At 50.0% G+C, this 16,465-nt stretch carries 19 protein-coding genes and 1 tRNA gene; 9 read left to right on the top strand and 11 right to left on the bottom strand.

Going from position 1 to position 16,465, the window contains the following annotated elements:
• Positions 1-15: 15 nt before the first annotated feature.
• The 6 genes from WC813_01290 to WC813_01265 all read right to left on the bottom strand — a co-directional run bounded on the left by WC813_01290 (position 16) and on the right by WC813_01265 (position 6,643).
• The gene (locus WC813_01290; protein MFA5946636.1) at positions 16-2,610 is read right to left on the bottom strand and encodes an ATP-dependent Clp protease ATP-binding subunit; all 2,595 of its coding nucleotides are present in this window, start codon (positions 2,608-2,610) and stop codon (positions 16-18) included.
• A complete protein-coding gene (locus tag WC813_01285; GenBank protein MFA5946635.1) occupies positions 2,600-2,896 on the bottom strand; it encodes a hypothetical protein in 297 nt (98 codons plus the stop codon). The genes WC813_01290 and WC813_01285 overlap by 11 nt, the downstream gene beginning before the upstream one ends.
• 145 nt (positions 2,897-3,041) lie before the next feature.
• On the bottom strand, positions 3,042-3,416 hold the full coding sequence (locus WC813_01280) for a four helix bundle protein (protein MFA5946634.1): 375 nt from the start codon (positions 3,414-3,416) through the stop codon (positions 3,042-3,044).
• A 21-nt stretch (positions 3,417-3,437) separates the two neighbouring features.
• Positions 3,438-4,598 (bottom strand): tRNA guanosine(34) transglycosylase Tgt, encoded by a 1,161-nt coding sequence (tgt, locus tag WC813_01275; GenBank protein MFA5946633.1) that lies wholly within the window; start codon positions 4,596-4,598, stop codon positions 3,438-3,440.
• Complete coding sequence (locus tag WC813_01270; protein ID MFA5946632.1) at positions 4,582-5,256, bottom strand: RNA methyltransferase; 675 nt, start codon at positions 5,254-5,256, stop codon at positions 4,582-4,584. The genes tgt and WC813_01270 overlap by 17 nt, the downstream gene beginning before the upstream one ends.
• 28 nt (positions 5,257-5,284) lie before the next feature.
• Entirely contained in the window at positions 5,285-6,643 is a 1,359-nt protein-coding gene (locus WC813_01265) for a hypothetical protein (protein ID MFA5946631.1), read from the bottom strand.
• An 87-nt stretch (positions 6,644-6,730) separates the two neighbouring features.
• Here WC813_01265 and rpmB point away from each other — a divergent pair, with 87 nt between their 5' ends.
• Positions 6,731-6,961 (top strand): 50S ribosomal protein L28, encoded by a 231-nt coding sequence (rpmB, locus tag WC813_01260; protein MFA5946630.1) that lies wholly within the window; start codon positions 6,731-6,733, stop codon positions 6,959-6,961.
• A gap of 43 nt (positions 6,962-7,004) precedes the next feature.
• Here the strand turns inward: rpmB and WC813_01255 are convergent, their stop codons facing one another.
• From WC813_01255 to WC813_01245, 3 genes are all read right to left on the bottom strand, one after another.
• Positions 7,005-8,219: a hypothetical protein gene (locus WC813_01255; GenBank protein ID MFA5946629.1), complete on the bottom strand. Its 1,215-nt coding sequence runs from the start codon at positions 8,217-8,219 to the stop codon at positions 7,005-7,007.
• Between the two features lie 78 nt (positions 8,220-8,297).
• Complete coding sequence (locus WC813_01250) at positions 8,298-8,579, bottom strand: HU family DNA-binding protein (GenBank protein ID MFA5946628.1); 282 nt, start codon at positions 8,577-8,579, stop codon at positions 8,298-8,300.
• Between the two features lie 87 nt (positions 8,580-8,666).
• On the bottom strand, positions 8,667-9,902 hold the full coding sequence (locus tag WC813_01245) for a trypsin-like peptidase domain-containing protein (protein MFA5946627.1): 1,236 nt from the start codon (positions 9,900-9,902) through the stop codon (positions 8,667-8,669).
• Positions 9,903-9,959: 57 nt separating this feature from the next.
• Between WC813_01245 and WC813_01240 the strand changes: the two genes are divergently transcribed.
• The 6 genes from WC813_01240 to WC813_01215 all read left to right on the top strand — a co-directional run bounded on the left by WC813_01240 (position 9,960) and on the right by WC813_01215 (position 13,245).
• Positions 9,960-10,841 (top strand): NAD(P)H-dependent glycerol-3-phosphate dehydrogenase, encoded by an 882-nt coding sequence (locus WC813_01240; protein ID MFA5946626.1) that lies wholly within the window; start codon positions 9,960-9,962, stop codon positions 10,839-10,841.
• Positions 10,842-10,850: 9 nt separating this feature from the next.
• Positions 10,851-11,597: a slipin family protein gene (locus WC813_01235; protein ID MFA5946625.1), complete on the top strand. Its 747-nt coding sequence runs from the start codon at positions 10,851-10,853 to the stop codon at positions 11,595-11,597.
• Positions 11,598-11,601: 4 nt separating this feature from the next.
• Positions 11,602-11,949, top strand: a complete 348-nt coding sequence (locus WC813_01230) for an SEC-C domain-containing protein (GenBank protein ID MFA5946624.1) — start codon at positions 11,602-11,604, stop codon at positions 11,947-11,949.
• Positions 11,950-12,016: 67 nt separating this feature from the next.
• On the top strand, positions 12,017-12,349 hold the full coding sequence (locus WC813_01225) for an ASCH domain-containing protein (protein MFA5946623.1): 333 nt from the start codon (positions 12,017-12,019) through the stop codon (positions 12,347-12,349).
• Between the two features lie 2 nt (positions 12,350-12,351).
• Positions 12,352-12,693: a cupin domain-containing protein gene (locus tag WC813_01220; protein ID MFA5946622.1), complete on the top strand. Its 342-nt coding sequence runs from the start codon at positions 12,352-12,354 to the stop codon at positions 12,691-12,693.
• 3 nt (positions 12,694-12,696) lie between these two features.
• Entirely contained in the window at positions 12,697-13,245 is a 549-nt protein-coding gene (locus WC813_01215; protein MFA5946621.1) for an NUDIX hydrolase, read from the top strand.
• A gap of 19 nt (positions 13,246-13,264) precedes the next feature.
• On the opposite strand, the gene WC813_01210 is transcribed toward WC813_01215, so the two are convergent.
• Both WC813_01210 and WC813_01205 read right to left on the bottom strand, forming a co-directional pair.
• Positions 13,265-15,019 carry an ABC-F family ATP-binding cassette domain-containing protein gene (locus tag WC813_01210; GenBank protein MFA5946620.1) on the bottom strand — a complete coding sequence of 585 codons (1,755 nt, stop codon included), beginning with the start codon at positions 15,017-15,019 and terminating at the stop codon, positions 13,265-13,267.
• A gap of 16 nt (positions 15,020-15,035) precedes the next feature.
• The gene (locus tag WC813_01205; protein ID MFA5946619.1) at positions 15,036-15,566 is read right to left on the bottom strand and encodes a DUF1003 domain-containing protein; all 531 of its coding nucleotides are present in this window, start codon (positions 15,564-15,566) and stop codon (positions 15,036-15,038) included.
• Between the two features lie 108 nt (positions 15,567-15,674).
• Here WC813_01205 and WC813_01200 point away from each other — a divergent pair, with 108 nt between their 5' ends.
• Complete coding sequence (locus WC813_01200) at positions 15,675-16,349, top strand: hypothetical protein (protein ID MFA5946618.1); 675 nt, start codon at positions 15,675-15,677, stop codon at positions 16,347-16,349.
• Positions 16,340-16,414, top strand: a tRNA-Trp gene (locus WC813_01195). The genes WC813_01200 and WC813_01195 overlap by 10 nt, the downstream gene beginning before the upstream one ends.
• Positions 16,415-16,465 lie beyond the last annotated feature (51 nt).

The raw sequence follows: 16,465 nt of genomic DNA, 5'->3' as shown, positions 1-16,465 counted from the left end.
AGGATGGGATAAGAGCTAAAGTTTCTGGGCTTTTCTTACCTCAATTTTCCCGCCTTCGTCAAAGACGACCGTGTCTCGGCGAGCGATATTTCCCTTTAACAGTTCGTCAGCAAGTTTATTCTCGAGTTTCTCCTCAATGGTGCGTCTGAGAGGTCGGGCACCAAATTTCGGATCAAATCCCTGGCGGCCGAGCTCGTGGATAGCAGCGTCCGTCACCTCAAGCGTCATGCCCTTGGCCTCAATTTGCTTCTTCACTTTTTCAACGAGCAAGTAGGCGATCGCGGTCACATCAGCTTCGGTCAACGGTGCAAACACGATCACGTCATTAAAACGGTTCAGGAATTCTGGTCTAAAAAGTGATCGCAGTTCTGTGGCGAGCAACGCTTCTTTAATAGTCGAGAGTTCCGCACCCTTCGCTACCTCGTCTTGAATGTATTGCGTTCCCGCATTACTTGTTGCGATGAGAATCACATTCGTAAAATCAACCGTTTGACCAAGGCCGTCCGTGAGTCGGCCATCATCCATGACTTGCAAGAACAAATTCAAAATATCCGGAGAAGCTTTTTCAAGTTCGTCGAGTAGCAATAATGAGAAAGGGTTTCTTCGGATCGCCTCGGTCAAAAGCCCCGTCTGTCCGTTACCGCCAATGAGTCGAGTGACGGACTCGGCCGCTTGATATTCCGACATGTCAAACCGAACCATAGCGTTCTCGTTGCCGAAGAACACTTCACTCGTTGCTTTGGCGAGTTCGGTCTTACCTACACCGGTAGGACCGAGGAACAAAAAGTTGGCAATCGGTTTGCCGGTGCTTCTAAGCTCGGTTCTTGCTCGACGGAGAGCACTAGATACTGCGGCGACAGCGTGTTCCTGGCCGATGATTCTTTCGTGGAGCTTCTCTTCGAGGTTGAGCAATTTTGCACCCTCGCCTTCTTTCACATCGCTCACCGGAATCTTCGTCTTGAGTTCGACCATTGATGCAACGTCCTCTTTCACCACCCATGTAATTTTCTGACTCCGCTTCCCTACCGTGAGGGCAACTTCTTTTAAAAGAGAGATTGCATTGTCCGGCAAAACGCTATCGTGCAAGTATCGAAGCGAGAGGTCGACGGCCGACGCAACGGCGCCATACGTGAACACCACATGATTCTTCGCCTCCATCAGGCCAACTTTGGACTCGACAATACGGATAGCGAGATCACGCGCTGGCTCCGCAATCTGTACGCGCTCGAGCCTTCTGCCAATCACCGATCGTTCGATTTTATCCGCGTATCCTTGGGCAGTTGTTGTCGCGATCACGAACGTATAACCCTTTTCGAGTTCGCTCGCGAGGATGCTCGAAAGATCTATAGAATTTCCGACTCCCACTAGTTCGTCGATATTCTCAATGACAAGAACGATGTTCCCAGAATGGCCGACTTCATTCATGGCGTGCAAGAAACGTTCTTCAGCGCCGTTCCCTCCCTGCGCGCTCACAATATGCGGGACTGAAAGTTTCAAAAGTCGCTTGTCTTCGAGCACTCTCGGTACGCGCTCCTCGACCATGAGGTCTGCGATACCCTCGATGATTGCACTCTTGCCAACGCCGGACGGGCCGACCAGGACCACACTCGTTCCCCCGCCTTCGATAGCTCTAAAGATTGACTGAATTTCTTCGTCGCGTCCTACCAGCAGCTCCGTGTATCCCCGAGCCGACGCACGGGTCAGATCCTCGCTCACGGAGTCGAGAAACGGCGTCGCAATGGCCGTCATGGCGCGGTCCATGTTGTTCTGTGGCTTGAACGCGGCAGCCTGACGAAACACCTTATACCGCTCCTGCTGTTCTTCCGAGATTCTCATCCAGTGCAAAGCATTTTCGAGTTCTGTCTGCGGAATCCCCTGCTCGTCGAATAACTGTTTGAAAAATTCGTCGGACTGGTAGGCGGCAGCAAAGATGTCTAGACTCGTCAGATGTGCCCGGCCTCCTTTTACAGCAGTAATACCTGCGAGTGCCAGGACATGTGCGCCACGCTCGGCAATCGCTGTATCACCCTTCGGCTCAGCCGATAACTTTCGACGCAACGGATCCCGAACTGAATCAATCGTCAGTCCAAGACGCGCAAACAAAATCTGCCCCGGTCGCGAACCAAGGGATCCGGCGAATAAATGCGCCGGACCAACGTCAGCATCGCCATTTTTCTTCGCTAAAAGATACGAGTCTTCGACCGTCTTCACCGCCTCATCAGCCGCGTACAGCGAGAGCTCACTCGATTTCTCGCTCACGGACTCCTCAAAATCAGCGGAAATATTCTTCGAGAATGATAAGGGGATGGGCGACGAAATCTTCCGCTCAAAGTACGCGAATAACATGAGCAAAAATCCCAACGGCAAAAAAACAATCACCGGATGCGGATCCAAAAATTGTTGTACGGACGTGGCTTGCCACGTCCTCACGATCGCAGCGAATATCACAATCGACAATGCCCCTAGCACAAACGCCACAGCTGCGAATGCTTTTCGGGCTTTTCTTAATCCTCGCTCGTGCGCAATAGACACTGCATCAATTTCTTTTCGCCAAATAAAAACCTCATCCCCCGCGCGCATCCCCGGAAGTGGTAGTTGATTACGCGCCATAATAGGAAGCTTGTCCGGACAAGAACGCGTGATACGCAAAAAGCAGGATGAGCATGATCGGTCCAAAGACGTACAGCGCGAAGAATGCGAAGGCGACGAGAACCCAGAACACGAGGGCGATGACTCGAGCGACAATCTGCACGCATCTCATGAACACACTAATCAACCGACTCTGCCAGTCATACGCCCCGTACATTGGTACAAAAATATTTCTGATCCAAAGTCCAATCTGCAAACTCCTACTCGCCCCCGTAATCAACTCCCCCGCCCCGTTAACTCTTTCCATCAAACCCGTCGAATACCACCAAATCGGGAAATACAAAAGATCGAGGGTTAAATCCCTTACTATGCGGAAAGAGGCCTCGATCGAGGGCATACAGGGAAAGTATACAGGAGAAGTTGTAAAGTTATAGAGTTGTAAAGTTGTAAAGCTAACCCTGAAGAGAAAGGGACCCGATGTGAGCATTAATTCCTGCACAAAGCCCCTGATAACGATTCCGAAAAACCTCTCCGATCACTACCGAACAGTATCCAACTCGGACCGCAAAATCGACCTGACTTAATATCTCTTGAGTGGAACCCCGGGCCATAATGAGAAAACGAATAAAATCCTTCGGTGTGTTTCTCCCCTTTCCTTCTGCAATATTGCTTGGCACCGAAACCGCCGCAGAACGCAGTTGGGCGATGAGTCCGTACTTTTCTTCCTTCGGGAATGACTCGGTCAATCGATAAATCTCGACCGCCAACGCCTGGGCCTCCTGCCAGGTTCTCAAATCTCTAAATGACTTCACCTTCTCAGGTTCCACAATCTTTACAACTTTATAACTTTACAACTCTATCACTTTCCTCAGCTCCTCCATCATCCTTATATAGAAGCGCAGATTCTGTGCCGTCGCTAATTTCATCCCAAGCATTTCCCCATTCTTAAATAAGTGTCGTAAGTAGGCTTTCGTGTAAGTCTTCGAGGTCTCGCAATCATTGAACGCATCAATCGGCGACTGGTCGAGCGTGTACTGTTCATTGGTAATGGCGACTTTTTCGTACATGGCTTCAGCAATTCTGAAATCAGCCGAGTCATCCTGGGCTCGAGTAAAGGCTTCGGCGACGCAATCGGCGGGGTTGCCCTTCCAAACGAAAATCTGTCCGTGGCGTGCATGTCTGGTCGGAATGACACAGTCGAACATGTCCACGCCGTGGGCGACGTAATACATGATTTCTTCAGGCATTCCCCCACCCATGAAGTACCGAGGCTTGTCGTCTGGCATTTTCGAAGCTAGATTCTTCACAATACGGAACGTGTCCTCCCGGTGCTCGCCGACAGAAAGACCACCAATGGCGTAGCCGTCGAAATCAGTTCGGACAAGACCCTCGAGTGAACGGGCACGCAGGTCTTCGTAGGTTCCACCCTGGATGATGCCGAAGAGAAGCGGCGTAGGGGTCGACCCATGCGTCGACCAATTTTTAAACGCCGTTTTTGACCTCTCCGCCCAGCGCAACGACCGTTCCATCGCTTCCTCGTATCTCTCGCGCGTCGATAGTCCCGCAGCAACATCATCAAACTGCATGCGAATGTCTGAACCGATCCCAGCCTGAATACGCATCGAATCTTCGGCGGTTAATCGAATAGTGTGTCCGTCGATATGCGATTGGAATGTCACACCGTCTTCATCCGTCTTGTTCAGCTTGGCGAGTGAAAAAACCTGGTAACCGCCGGAGTCTGTCAAAATCGGTCCGTTCCAGTTCATGAATTTGTGAAGCCCGCCGAACGTCTTCATGTCCGCCTCCCCAGTACGCAAAAGCAAATGATAGGTGTTGCCGAGGATGATCTGTGCGCCGAGAGCCTTCGTTTCTTCTGCGGTCATTGTCTTGATCGCGCCAGAAGTGGCGATCGGCATAAATACTGGAGTCTTTATAACTCCATGAGCGGTCGTTAATTCCCCCGCACGCGCCAGACCCTTGGTATTCGAAACCTTAAACGGTGAGCTCATAGAGTGCGATGCTGGTGGCAATCGCCACGTTCAAGGACTCCAGTTCCACATTCTGCGGAATATACACGCTTGATGCATCTGGGAGTTCGAGCGTCACTCCCCTGCCCTCATTACCAGCCACAATCACGAGTGGCCCCTTCGGAATCTCGCTAATCATCTTTGCATCGCCTCTGAGCTCGAGTTTGTAGACAGGTCTACCCAAACTCGCGATCACTTCTGGGGCGTCGGATTTGGAAACCTCAATCCATGGGGTTTTCAGCATAGACGCAGCGCTTGCGCGAACAGATTTCGGGTTGGTTGGATCAGCGGACTCGACGAGAATGAGTCCGGCATCGAAAGCCAAACACACGCGCATAATCGTTCCCACATTCCCTGGGTCCTGCACGTTATCAAGAACAACGATCACTTTGCACTTCTTGACGTTATCGAGGGTAAACTGCGGAATCTTTGCTACGCCAGCAACATTCTGGGGCGTTTCGGTCGAAATCAATTCGCGGAAGTTTGCCACGTCCTTGTCTGTAAACGAAAACTCCAGGTACTTCTTAGCGTCTTTAATGAACTTTGCTCCTTCAATCAAAAACATCCCGTGCTCCCGGCGCGCTTTTTTGTTGCTGACTAACTCCTTAACTAGCTTCTGTTTTGCTATTTCGAGGGACACAGTTATTGTTTATATTGATTTGCACGGATTAAACCACAATCGGCAATGCATGCATAGTAAACGGCCGACCCCTCACCACGTCTTCGATTCTATAAGCGCCGTGGGTGGGAGCGTTGATATACCCGTTCCAAGCCATGCGGGCAAAGGCGCCGCCGTTAATCCAGTCCCAGAGCCATTCGTCAGCGTAACGGGGATCAAGCGCCATGACTCCGGCGCCTACCTGGAAGAGCCAGTCGCGGTTGAAGTCTTCTTGGCTTCCCACCGTTGGTGACATTAAAATAGGAATACCAAGACCGGCGTAGAACGAAAGCTCGGACGGCTTTGTCCAAAGAATGTCGGTCTCCATCATCAGCTTATTAAACGTCGAGAAATACTGGTTGCGATCTTTGTTCTCAACAATGACCACGCGACCGTCGTTCAATGCGTCCATTAGTCCAGCTTTCTTGAGCTCCCCACGGAAATATTCGCCGACTTCTGGCCGGATGCCCGCGATGAGATTGAGTTGGAGTTTACCGGCCAGGATACTTTGCGCGAGAGACTTCGCTGCCGTCGCCCCTATCTCGCGCTGAGCGCCAGCGCCACCAATAGCAAACGTCACGGAGACTGCGTTGCCATTTTTTTTCTTTACATTCTCGCAAAACAAAGAGCCCATCTGCGCCTCCAGCATGACCGCGGCTTGTGACAAAAAGATACCCTTCGGGTCAAGGTGGCACATGCGACGGGACAGGTCGCTGATTGCTTGTTTTGCTTCCGGACCGCCAACGGCTTCCATCGGCAACGGAAATCCCGTGAGCATGATGTTCTCGCTCTTAACACCGTAAAGCTGCAACCGTTCTGCAACTCGACCCGTGGGCGCAAGATATTTAATGCGACTCTTGTACGGATTAAGTGGCGCCCATGGGCGGGCAACGTCCGCATCACAACACACAATATAAATATCTTCGGGATAGTTATATTCTTCGGCCGCAAAAGCCGGACTCATAAACGTTGAGACCAGCGGTTTAGGATGCTTAGCAAGCGTCTCCACGAGATGTTTGCACCAGCCCCTTTGCCGAATAAGCGCGTAGGTGCTCCGAAGCTGAAGAGTCGGCTCAGACAGGTCACGGCGGGGATAAAAAGGCTCGATTTGCTGTGACCAATCAAGGAGGCTAAATACGGCCTCGCCCACCACTGGAAACTTCTTAAACCGAGAAATTCGTTCATACCAGCGCCTGCTTAAGGCCCAGGTATTTCTGTCATTATCCGGAATGCCTGGATAGTCATTAGCGATAATAATGTTCTTGTCCACCGCAAAAGGCTTGAGGCTAGACGCCGCCCGTTCATGCCCATAGCCCATGCTCACGGCCACCACATGCGCCGCGCCCTCTCCCCCGTGAAGCTCTTTCATATTGAATGAAGTATAACAAAGGTGAGTTACCGTTTGACGTAATTCCTCCTTTCAAGTAAACTCCTACAGTCTTAATTTTCGTTTCGTATGGCCAAAGTCTGCGCTATTACGGGCAAGCGGCCACTGACGGGTAACAACGTCAGCCACTCCAACGTGAAGACGAAGCGCCGCCAGATGCCGAATCTCCAGCCGAGAACGGTCGTGAACCCGGCTACTGGGAAAGCCCACCGGATCACAGTTTCTGGTCGCGGTCTCCGCACGCTTAGAAAGTGGATGAAGGAAGGAAAAATGTTCGACCTTCGTAAGCTCGCCTCGTAACTAAAAACCCGCCTGTCCTGCGTAAGCTGGACGGCGGGTTTTGCTATTCAGGAGCAAGTTCTGGATGAAGCCGGAGGAAGGAGTCAAGCAACCTGGCGCCCTTATCTTTCCACTCCGTCAATCCGTAATAGTCTTTCACTAAAATGTAATCACTAATGGTTTGCTCGGCGGCCTGCGGGTCTTGCTCGACGATCTGCAAAACATATTTATCAAGGTATCTAAATTCAAGTTCTTCGCGCACGTCATCATCTTCCACCTGTTGCCACAACTGCGCACCGTACACTCGTGCCACTACTTCGTCATTCGATAACCCAGCTCGCAAATACGTAACAAGTTCAGTCTGAACGTCATCAATCGTGCGCAGCGACAAATCATCTTTGGAAACCTTGCCCTTTAAAAAGTCGATTAGTGCGCCCACCTGTTCATCAGCGTTCGTCGAATCAAAATGCATTTCCTTCACTGCATACTCAGGCTTGATGGCCAAGGCAACAGACTCCGGATGCTGGCCAATCCCCGCCGCGTAGTACGCATCATAAAGTGCTTTCACCGTCGCGAAGTCCATATCTGTATGTACGAACTTGTACATGAGATACAGGAACGGAGTGGGAATCTTATCCCCGCTCGTGAGCTTGAGCAAAATGTCTTTCATGAACACGCCCTGGTTGGCGCTTCTTTGTGGATCGCCAATTTGGTAGCTTCGTCGATGTCTCAAAAACTCGAGCGTGTCAGTAGTCGGCAGATTGAGCGCTCGAAAAATCCCAATCGCCTCAGAAAAACCAACGGTGGCTACGTAGTCAGCTTTCACGCCGGCCACCTGCTCTATCCGCTTCACCCCGTAGTCGAGTCCGCCAAAGTAACAAGCATTCGCTAGGTAATAGTCGGTCGGCAAATAAGTGTGGCCAGCAATGGGCGGCAACGAAGTAGAAGTTCCGCGAGGCACCGAGATGATGGTCATCGTCCACGTCTTCACGTTCAGGCTCACCATGTGAATGGCGTCGCAATGCGCGTAAGCTCCCTCCTTACGCGAGTCCAGCCCGAGGGTCAGGATATTAATGGTGTCCTTGTCGCCAAAAGAAGCGTCATCAGAGCGCAAAATCTCTGCTTCTCGGCTCTTCAAAACAACGGCCACAGCGTCCTTCACCGCCGGTTCGGCCGCAGCCAAATCATGAGGAGCAGAAGGCTGGTTAACAAACGCCCCAAACAAAACCATCGCGGCTAGAACAAAGCTGGTTGGGATAATGGTTACTAGGCGACGCATAGTCTGTACCCCTTTTATCAAAAATCCCCGACTGTTGTCGAGGATTTTTGTTTTAACGTGTGCTTAACTTCTCTGAAATTAGAGAAGAGCTTCCTTAGCTGCTTTGCTAACGCCGAACTTGAGAACGGTCTTGGCTGGGATCTTGATGGTCTCGCCAGTGGCTGGGTTGCGGCCCATGCGTGCTGGACGGTTCTTCTTAACGAGCTTGCCGAGGCCTGGCATAACGAACTCGCCAGAGCGCTTGATCTCAGAGAAAACTACAGCCATGAACTTGTCATACATGTCAGAAGCATCCTTCTTGGAGACGCCCCAGGTTTCTGAAAGTGCGGTCATGATCTGTGCCTTCGTTAGACGTGCCATATGGAAATTCTTTAATTCATTAACCTTTTACGCCGGCAAGCGTAGCACAGGCCTTAAAATGCTGGGAAAAACTATCCACAAGCCCAACTAATCGGTTTTTCGCTCCTCTAAAGTTACGGTCACCGTCTTATCCTTCCCATCATGTTGAATCTTGAGCGAAATCTTGTCGCCCACACTGTGCGAGGCGATCATATTTTCAAGAGGCGTCTTTGAGGTCACCTTCTCACCATTAATTTCCAGAATAATATCGTTCTCCTCTAGTCCCGCCTTGTCAGCAGGCGAACCGGGGACAACTGCTAGATCGCCCATCCTCGCCCCGCGCAGCACAAGTACCCCATAATCAACGGTTAGATCATTCGCATTCTTCACCTCGTCGGTGATCGGGATGTAGCGAACGCCGATGTATGGTCGAATGACCCGTCCGTTCTCCTTGATCGAATCAACCGCCTTCTTCACGGCATTCGCTGGCAACGCGAAACCAATATTTTCTGCCCCGCCCGTACTCGCCGCCACGTTTACTCCGATGACATGGCCAACGAGGTCAAGGAGCGGTCCGCCCGAGTTCCCCGGATTAATCGCTGCATCAGTCTGAATCACGTTCGGCAAGGTTTCCGAATTTCCATAATTTGTCGAAGCCGAGACGGATCGAGCAAGACCAGACACCACGCCCGCGGAAACGGTGTTGCGGTATTCGCCGAGCGCATTCCCAATAGCAATCACCGACTGGCCCACCTTGAGCGACTCAGAATCGCCGAACGAAAGATATGGCACGCCCTTCGCCTCCACCTTTAAGAGGGCGATGTCGAGCACGGTATCTTTGGCGATCATCTTCGCCTCGTACTTTGTTCCGTCGGTCAAAAATACGGTGTATTCGGCCGAGTCATCAGCCACCACGTGGGCGTTCGACACGAGATAACCGTCATCGCTCACAAAAAACCCGCTTCCCCCGCCTACTTCCTGCTTCTTAGTTCCGTTCTGGCGGTACTGCGGAATCTGAAATCCTCCCCTGCCGTTTCCGAACGGATTGAAATTCTGCATGTATTGCTCCATCACCGGCACGTCCTTACTAATAACGATCGCGACTACCGCTGGATTCGCCTTTTCTACCACGCTGACAATATTGTCGGCTTTACCCGTCGAGTCAGTCAGGATCACTGGCGAACTCGAGGCCGCCGCCGGCTGAATATTCAGATTTTGTGCCACCCAAGAGCCAACGTCAGTATGTTTTATGACAGCCACCACCCCAAAAATCAACATCGCGTTACAAGCACAGGCACCCAGAAACCCAAACAAAAAAGATTTCTTTAAAGATTCATTATCCATAGTGTAAATATTATTTGCCTATCCTCTATTACTAGTCAACTGGTATAATTCTTTCATATGAACATTGGCATTATCGGCTACGGAGAAATTGGTTCAGCCATTCACTCGGTACTCAAAGGGAAACCAGATATCGTAATAAGACCCTGGGATGTCAACACAGAAAAATATCCCAACCAAGGCACTTTAGAATCGGTAGTCGAGGCCAGTGACCTTATTTTTCTATGTATTCCTTCCTGGACTCTGCGCGGCGTTCTACATTCGGTCCACCTTCATCTAAAGGAGGGGGTACCGCTCATCTCCCTATCAAAAGGCATTGAAGCCGAAACCTGTAAAACTACAGACATACTCTTACAAGAAATGGTTCCGGGACATCCGGTCGGCATCCTGGCCGGCCCGATGATTGCAGAAGAACTAATGGCCGGCAAACATACCACCGGAATTATTGGAAGCGCAGATACGGATGTGCGCAAGCTCGTCATTTCACTCTTCAAAGGAACTGTTTTGCATATTCGCGGAACGGCTGATGTCCGCGGGGTTGCTTTATGCGGAGTGCTAAAAAATACCTACGTGCTCGGCCTGGGTATCGCCGACGGACTCGAGCTCGGCGTCAACGCCAAAGGTGTACTCATGTCTCGGGCGGTCAAAGAAATGAGACAAATTATTAGTAAGCTAGGTGGTAAGGCCAGCACCGTGCTCTCTGAGGCTGGCTTAGGTGATCTATTCACTACCGGCGAAAGCACTAATTCCCGCAATCACATGGTCGGCATAGCTATCGGCAAAAACGTGATCGGTGCTGAACTAAAAAGCGAAGGCACCATGAGTATTCCCTGCTTCAAAAAGCTCCTGGCGGATGATCTTGCGCGTCTACCCTTTCTTCACTACCTTATAGACGTAACGGCAGGCAACGTTCCTGCCTCTAAAATAACTCGTTTTCTTTAATCAATAGATATGCTTGAACTATTGTTTCCCGTTATCATCGGGCTCGGCGTCTTGTTTCTCGCCACGTTGAAGCAAGTCAACCAGTACGAGCGCGGTATCAGATTCACCATGGGTAGATATTCGAGCATGGCGGAACCGGGCTGGCGCGTGGTGATTCCCGTCTTTCAATTTATGCGTAAAGTTGACCTCCGCTTAAAAGCCGTAGACGTCCCATCGCAAGAAACAATCACCAAAGACAACGTGTCCGCTAAAATCAACGCCGTCATTTACTACAAGATTGTTGATCCCGCCAAGGCAATCATTGATGTAGAAAATGTGAGCTACGCCGTCCTTCAACTGGCCCAAACCACCATGCGCAACATCATTGGCGAGGTCACGCTCGACGAACTTCTCTCTCAGCGCGCTACCATTTCCGAAAAGATTGAAAAGCAAGTGGACGAAGTCACCCTCGCCTGGGGCGTTGAAGTCACCTCGGTCGAGTTAAAAGATATCAACTTGCTCGGTGACATGGTCAGAACGATTGGAAAACAAGCTGAAGCCGAACGCGAGCGCCGCGCCGTTATCATTAACGCCGAAGGTGAACTAGCCGCTGCCGAAAACCTTTCAAAGGCCGCTAAGTTACTCGCCGAAACTCCAGGAGCTCTCCATCTGCGCACGCTGAACGCCATCAACGACATCAGCTCAGATGCATCAAACACAGTGGTCTTCACAGTGCCGCTCGAGATTTTACAGGCGATGACGGGATTTAAGAAATAACCTTATGGATACCGGCGACCAAGAACGGGAAGCTCGAATGAAGCGTACGGATCACTTCGTGGAGAATCACCAGAAGTTTGCCACCTACCTAGAAAGATATCCCGTAGTCATTCCACAAGAAATTGTCGACCGCGAACAAGAACTGCAGCAAAAGGCCGACTCTGCCACCGAATTTGAAGAATGGAAGTCAGCCCTCGAAGAAATCAGACAACACACCGGCCCCTACCAGCGCCTTTACCGTCTCCGTCTCAATCCAGGGAGTTCAAAAAGCGAAATCGGTAAACTGGAAGAGGAACTTTCTGACTGCTTCTGCGGCAGCGGAAAAAAGTTTAAAGAGTGCCATGGTGTGTAGGTTGGCCAACAGCATTCGATCCTGAGCGTAGGCGAAGGATCTAGAGGTGGGCTATTGGATTGCATATATGAAAACTCTCAAATTTGCCCCTAACCTCGTCCCACTCGTCCTTTCCGGCGAGAAGACGTCGACGTGGAGGTTGTTCGACGAGAAAAATCTCCAAGTAGGCGATGAATTGATATTCATCGATAAAGACACGGGCAAAGAATTCGCCAGTGCTCGTATCACGGCCGTACGCGAGAAAAGACTCGGCGATATTACGGGCGAAGACGAAATCTCCGAAGGACACGAACGCTTCAAAGACGCTGATGACCGACTGCGGGCGTACAAAAAGTATTACGGTGACCAAGTAACGGAGGATACGATGGTTAAGATGCTGAAATTCGAGCCCATAAAATAGATATGCGGATCGTTCAAAAATCTCAAGTACAACAGCATAGCAACAACGAAAACTGCGTTGTCTTTGGATACCCTTCAGATGACAAGGAAATGAACGGCGCGGTGGCGGAAATTACTGGAAGATACCCGTCACAAGGCAGAGTAACAAACCTCAAATGTAAAGAGATGGGTTATGTCATCAAGGGCTCGGGGAAAGTAGTCGTCGAGGGAGTCGAAGTTCCGCTTAACGAAGGCGACCTCGTCGTCATTGAGCCTGGAGAAAAGTACCACTGGGAAGGAACGCTTACGGTATTCCTTCCCTGCACGCCGGCGTGGTATCCGGAGCAACATAGGCAGGTCAATTAAATTATGAAAATTCCCGCTTCAGCAAAACGAGTATTTAAAGGTGTTATTTTTGACGTATACCAATGGGAGCAAGAAATGTTCGATGGCTCAATGGCAACATTTGAGCGACTAAAGCGGCCCGCAACTATTCAAGTCATTCCCGTTATGGGAGATAAAATCATTCTCGCACGCGAACAGCAGCCACTTGCCGAGGAAAAATATTCTTTCATTGGTGGGCGACAAGAGGAAGGAGAAACGGATCTGGAAACCGCAAAACGAGAGCTCCTGGAAGAGACGGGCTTAGCATCTGACGACTGGGAACTTCTTTGGACCTATGATTCGTTCGGCAAAATGGAGTGGAAGATGTGCGTGTTCATTGCCCGGAACTGCAAAAAGGTCGCCGAACAAAAACTCGACCCCGGAGAGAAAATCTATCCGGAAGAGTACACATTTGATGAATTCGTCGAAAAGGTTCGTTCCTCAACATTCCTTGAAAAAGAGAGTTCAAATCTGGTCTATCGAATGAAGGCCGAGGGAAATATCGAAGAACTCAGGAAGGTGCTATTTAAATAGCGACCCAATTGCACCGCCTCTAGGCCCCTCCTGGTGTCGGGGACTGTCGAATGATTTTCTCGATCTCCTCATCAATCTCCTTGAGCCTTGTAGCTTTGGCCGGTGCGTAGTCCGTCGGATTCTCAAAAAAGTACGCCAAAATCTCGCTTCGCTCTTTTTCCAAGCCAGCGAGTTTTTGTTTTAATTTGTCCTGACGCTTGCGTTCTTCTTTCTGTAAAGCGTTGGCTTCAATGCGGGCGGCAGAGTTGTCTTTCTTCGTCGTCACCTCGGCTACTGAAGCATCAGCTAGCTCTGCTAGATCATCCACGTACTCCTCATACGTCCCAATGTAATGCCTCAATGTGCCTCCTCGAATCTCGTAGATTTGATCAGCCAACGCATTCACGAAAGTTCGAGCATGGGACACAAAGATAACCGTGCCTCCGTACTCCTTAAGGGCGAGGGCCAGAGCTTCGGCGGTTTCAACATCCAAATGGTTAGTCGGCTCGTCGAGAATGAGGACGTTATGCTCGCGCAGCAAAATGCCGGCCAAACACAGCCGAGCCCGTTCGCCACCGGACAGAACGCTGCAAGTTTTCTCCAGGTCATCATTTCTAAATAAGAAGTTCCCCGCCATCATCAGGATTCGTTCGCCAGAAGTCATGACTGGCGCCATCTTCGTCAAATAGGCGAGAATCGTCTCTTGAGGAATCAACGAGGCATCCGTTTTCTGGTCGTAATACCCGATGTCCGCTTTATAGAACCACTTATATGACCCAGCAAGCGGTTCGAGTTTACCTGCGAGGGTTTTGAGCAACGTCGACTTACCCTTTCCATTTTCTCCGGCGATAACGATCTTCTCACCGCGCTTGAACTCGAAAGTGATATCACTCGCAATCACTTTGTCGCCGTAGCCAACCGAAAGTTTATCGGCTCGAACAGCAGTACCGGGAACAACGTGCGGTGTCGGAATGACAATCCTCGAAGTAGCCAACGCGCCGTGAACAGCGGCAATTTGATGACGCAGTTTTGCGATGTGCTTAATCTTACTTTGAGCTCTCGAGGCCTGGCTCGCTTTGAATCTGAATCGATCGACGAAATCCTGGTGATGTGCGATTTCCCGCTTCAACCTTTTATTTGTTCTTAACTGAAATTCTTTTTGTTCTTCTTTCCACGCAAAGTATTCTTCAACAGCTCCAGGATATGTGGTCAGCTCGGCGCGTTCAATTTCAAAAGTATCCGTACAGGTATTCTGGAGGAATTCTCGATCGTGCGCCGTCACGATAAAACTTCCCTCGTACTCAGCGAGGAATCTTTCAAGGAGAAGCAAGGTCGACAAGTCGAGATAGTTCACCGGCTCGTCGAGGAGCAAGAGATTCGGCTCGGCAAGTAACATGGCGACAATTTTCACGCGCATTTGATAACCGCCAGAGAGTTTCGATGGCGGAAGATTGAGCTCCCTTTCGCCCAAACCAAACTTCGCTGCAAGTTTTCTTATTTCCCACTGTGGCTTCCCGCCGCGAGCCTCAAGGAATTGCTCAGTGGTCATGTCCTCCGGCAGCACTTCGTGCTGAGCAACCACGCCAACGCGCGTCCACGGCAAAATGACTACTTCGCCCTTATCAGATTCTTCTTTACCAATAAGGATATTCAAAAGCGTCGACTTCCCCGCCCCGTTCCGGCCAATAAGGGCAATCTTCTGTCCTTCAGATACCACAAAAGATAGGTCATCAAGGACAACCTGCTTGCCGTACGTCTTGTGCAAATTTTTCACCTCGAGCAAGGGCCGGTTCATGCGGAACAGCCTACCACTACCCCATCTCTTCTTCAATTTCTTCGCCCAGCCTGTCAACGTCAATCGTTTCTTTCATCGCCGCTAGCTCTGGATCATGCTTTGACTTCATCTTCATGGCCGTTCGGATTTCATCTACCATGTGCAGAATCTTCGTAATCTCCCGTTCCGATTGAACATTCACTTGGAAATCCATTTCTTCGCGCAGCTCCGCGACTCGGGCCGCACGGTTCTCAGAAATTAAAACCGTTACTGCCAACAAAATCGCCTCGAGAGAAACAAAGGTGGTTAGCAGGAAAAACGGAAATGGATCAAAGACTGGGATGAATGGTATAGCACCGACATTCACTAACACCCACACCAGAAAAAATAGGCCATTCGCAAGCAAAAACCACATGCGACCAAAATACTGGGTAAGCGCGTCAGCCGCTTTCTGACTATAACTCCGCCGATCATTCATCTTCTGCGCAAAAATCGCCGCTGTTCTAAGCGACGCTCTCTCGGGTTTAGCTGTATCTTTTTTGGCCGAACCTTTCCTCCTTGGAGTCATATCAACAAAATAATACCACAGACTATCAATGCCGATGAAGCAAACAAAGTTCACGTGACATCGCAACGCCATGATATAATCGAACCATCACAAGCGGTTATATACACTATGGCATACGATAAAAAAATAAAGAACCTTGTGTCGACCCTGCGTAAGAAAGGAGATTCAATTGGAACCATCGCTCATAAAACCGGTCTTGCAAAAAGTACCGTCTCACTCTGGGTACGTAAAATCGTACTCCCAAAATCGATCAGACTTACACTCGAACAAGCACAGCTGAGTGGGCGAGAAAAAGGAAGAGCCGCAAGCAAAGCCAGACGCACCTTTGAGCAACGAACTAGAGAGGTAGCTGCCAAAAAAGATGTAAATAGGATATTAAAATCTGCCTCCGCTAATTTTTGGCGATTAACAACCGCATTACTTTACTGGTGCGAGGGAGAAAAAACTAATTTTTCTACGCTTCGCTTTACAAACTCTGACCCGGAACTAATCGTCTCTTTTTTGAAAGCCATGAGAAGCGGATTTGAACTAGATGAAAGAAAGTTCAGAGTACTCATGCACCTGCACTCGTATCACAATGAAAAGACGCAAAAGCTATTTTGGTCTCAATTAACCAACATCCCACAAGGTCAATTCAATAAATCTTTCCATAAACCACACTCCGGCCTTCAAATCCATCCTGACTACGAAGGCTGCATTTCCATCAGATATCATGACGCGAAGGTTGCAAAAACCATCGCCGCCATATACCATGCATTCGCAAACGAAACTAAAGGGGAATAGTGAAATGGCTATCATTTTTCTCTCCAAAAGAAAAGTTCTGGGTTCGAATCCCAGTTCCCCTGCCAAAGCCCGACCAGTCGTCAAGCTGGCCGGTTTTTGTTATAATCAATAAACGG

The sequence above is a fragment of the Patescibacteria group bacterium genome, assembly GCA_041659765.1.
In the GTDB taxonomy this organism is placed as follows: domain Bacteria; phylum Patescibacteriota; class Patescibacteriia; order UBA9934; family UBA9934; genus JAGORL01.
Note: the sequence above shows the minus strand (reverse complement) of the source record. Positions and strands in the feature narration are given on the sequence as shown.

What these genes read in the sequence shown, in the direction of transcription:
- WC813_01290 (MFA5946636.1), bottom strand. Translation starts at nt 2,610, where the DNA reads ATGGCGCGTAATCAACTACCACTTCCGGGGATGCGCGCGGGGGATGAG.
- WC813_01285 (MFA5946635.1), bottom strand. Translation starts at nt 2,896, where the DNA reads ATGGAAAGAGTTAACGGGGCGGGGGAGTTGATTACGGGGGCGAGTAGG.
- tgt (MFA5946633.1), bottom strand. Translation starts at nt 4,598, where the DNA reads ATGAGCTCACCGTTTAAGGTTTCGAATACCAAGGGTCTGGCGCGTGCG.
- WC813_01265 (MFA5946631.1), bottom strand. Translation starts at nt 6,643, where the DNA reads ATGAAAGAGCTTCACGGGGGAGAGGGCGCGGCGCATGTGGTGGCCGTG.
- rpmB (MFA5946630.1), top strand. Translation starts at nt 6,731, where the DNA reads ATGGCCAAAGTCTGCGCTATTACGGGCAAGCGGCCACTGACGGGTAAC.
- WC813_01255 (MFA5946629.1), bottom strand. Translation starts at nt 8,219, where the DNA reads ATGCGTCGCCTAGTAACCATTATCCCAACCAGCTTTGTTCTAGCCGCG.
- WC813_01250 (MFA5946628.1), bottom strand. Translation starts at nt 8,579, where the DNA reads ATGGCACGTCTAACGAAGGCACAGATCATGACCGCACTTTCAGAAACC.
- WC813_01245 (MFA5946627.1), bottom strand. Translation starts at nt 9,902, where the DNA reads ATGGATAATGAATCTTTAAAGAAATCTTTTTTGTTTGGGTTTCTGGGT.
- WC813_01240 (MFA5946626.1), top strand. Translation starts at nt 9,960, where the DNA reads ATGAACATTGGCATTATCGGCTACGGAGAAATTGGTTCAGCCATTCAC.
- WC813_01235 (MFA5946625.1), top strand. Translation starts at nt 10,851, where the DNA reads ATGCTTGAACTATTGTTTCCCGTTATCATCGGGCTCGGCGTCTTGTTT.
- WC813_01230 (MFA5946624.1), top strand. Translation starts at nt 11,602, where the DNA reads ATGGATACCGGCGACCAAGAACGGGAAGCTCGAATGAAGCGTACGGAT.
- WC813_01225 (MFA5946623.1), top strand. Translation starts at nt 12,017, where the DNA reads ATGAAAACTCTCAAATTTGCCCCTAACCTCGTCCCACTCGTCCTTTCC.
- WC813_01220 (MFA5946622.1), top strand. Translation starts at nt 12,352, where the DNA reads ATGCGGATCGTTCAAAAATCTCAAGTACAACAGCATAGCAACAACGAA.
- WC813_01215 (MFA5946621.1), top strand. Translation starts at nt 12,697, where the DNA reads ATGAAAATTCCCGCTTCAGCAAAACGAGTATTTAAAGGTGTTATTTTT.
- WC813_01210 (MFA5946620.1), bottom strand. Translation starts at nt 15,019, where the DNA reads ATGAACCGGCCCTTGCTCGAGGTGAAAAATTTGCACAAGACGTACGGC.
- WC813_01205 (MFA5946619.1), bottom strand. Translation starts at nt 15,566, where the DNA reads ATGACTCCAAGGAGGAAAGGTTCGGCCAAAAAAGATACAGCTAAACCC.
- WC813_01200 (MFA5946618.1), top strand. Translation starts at nt 15,675, where the DNA reads ATGGCATACGATAAAAAAATAAAGAACCTTGTGTCGACCCTGCGTAAG.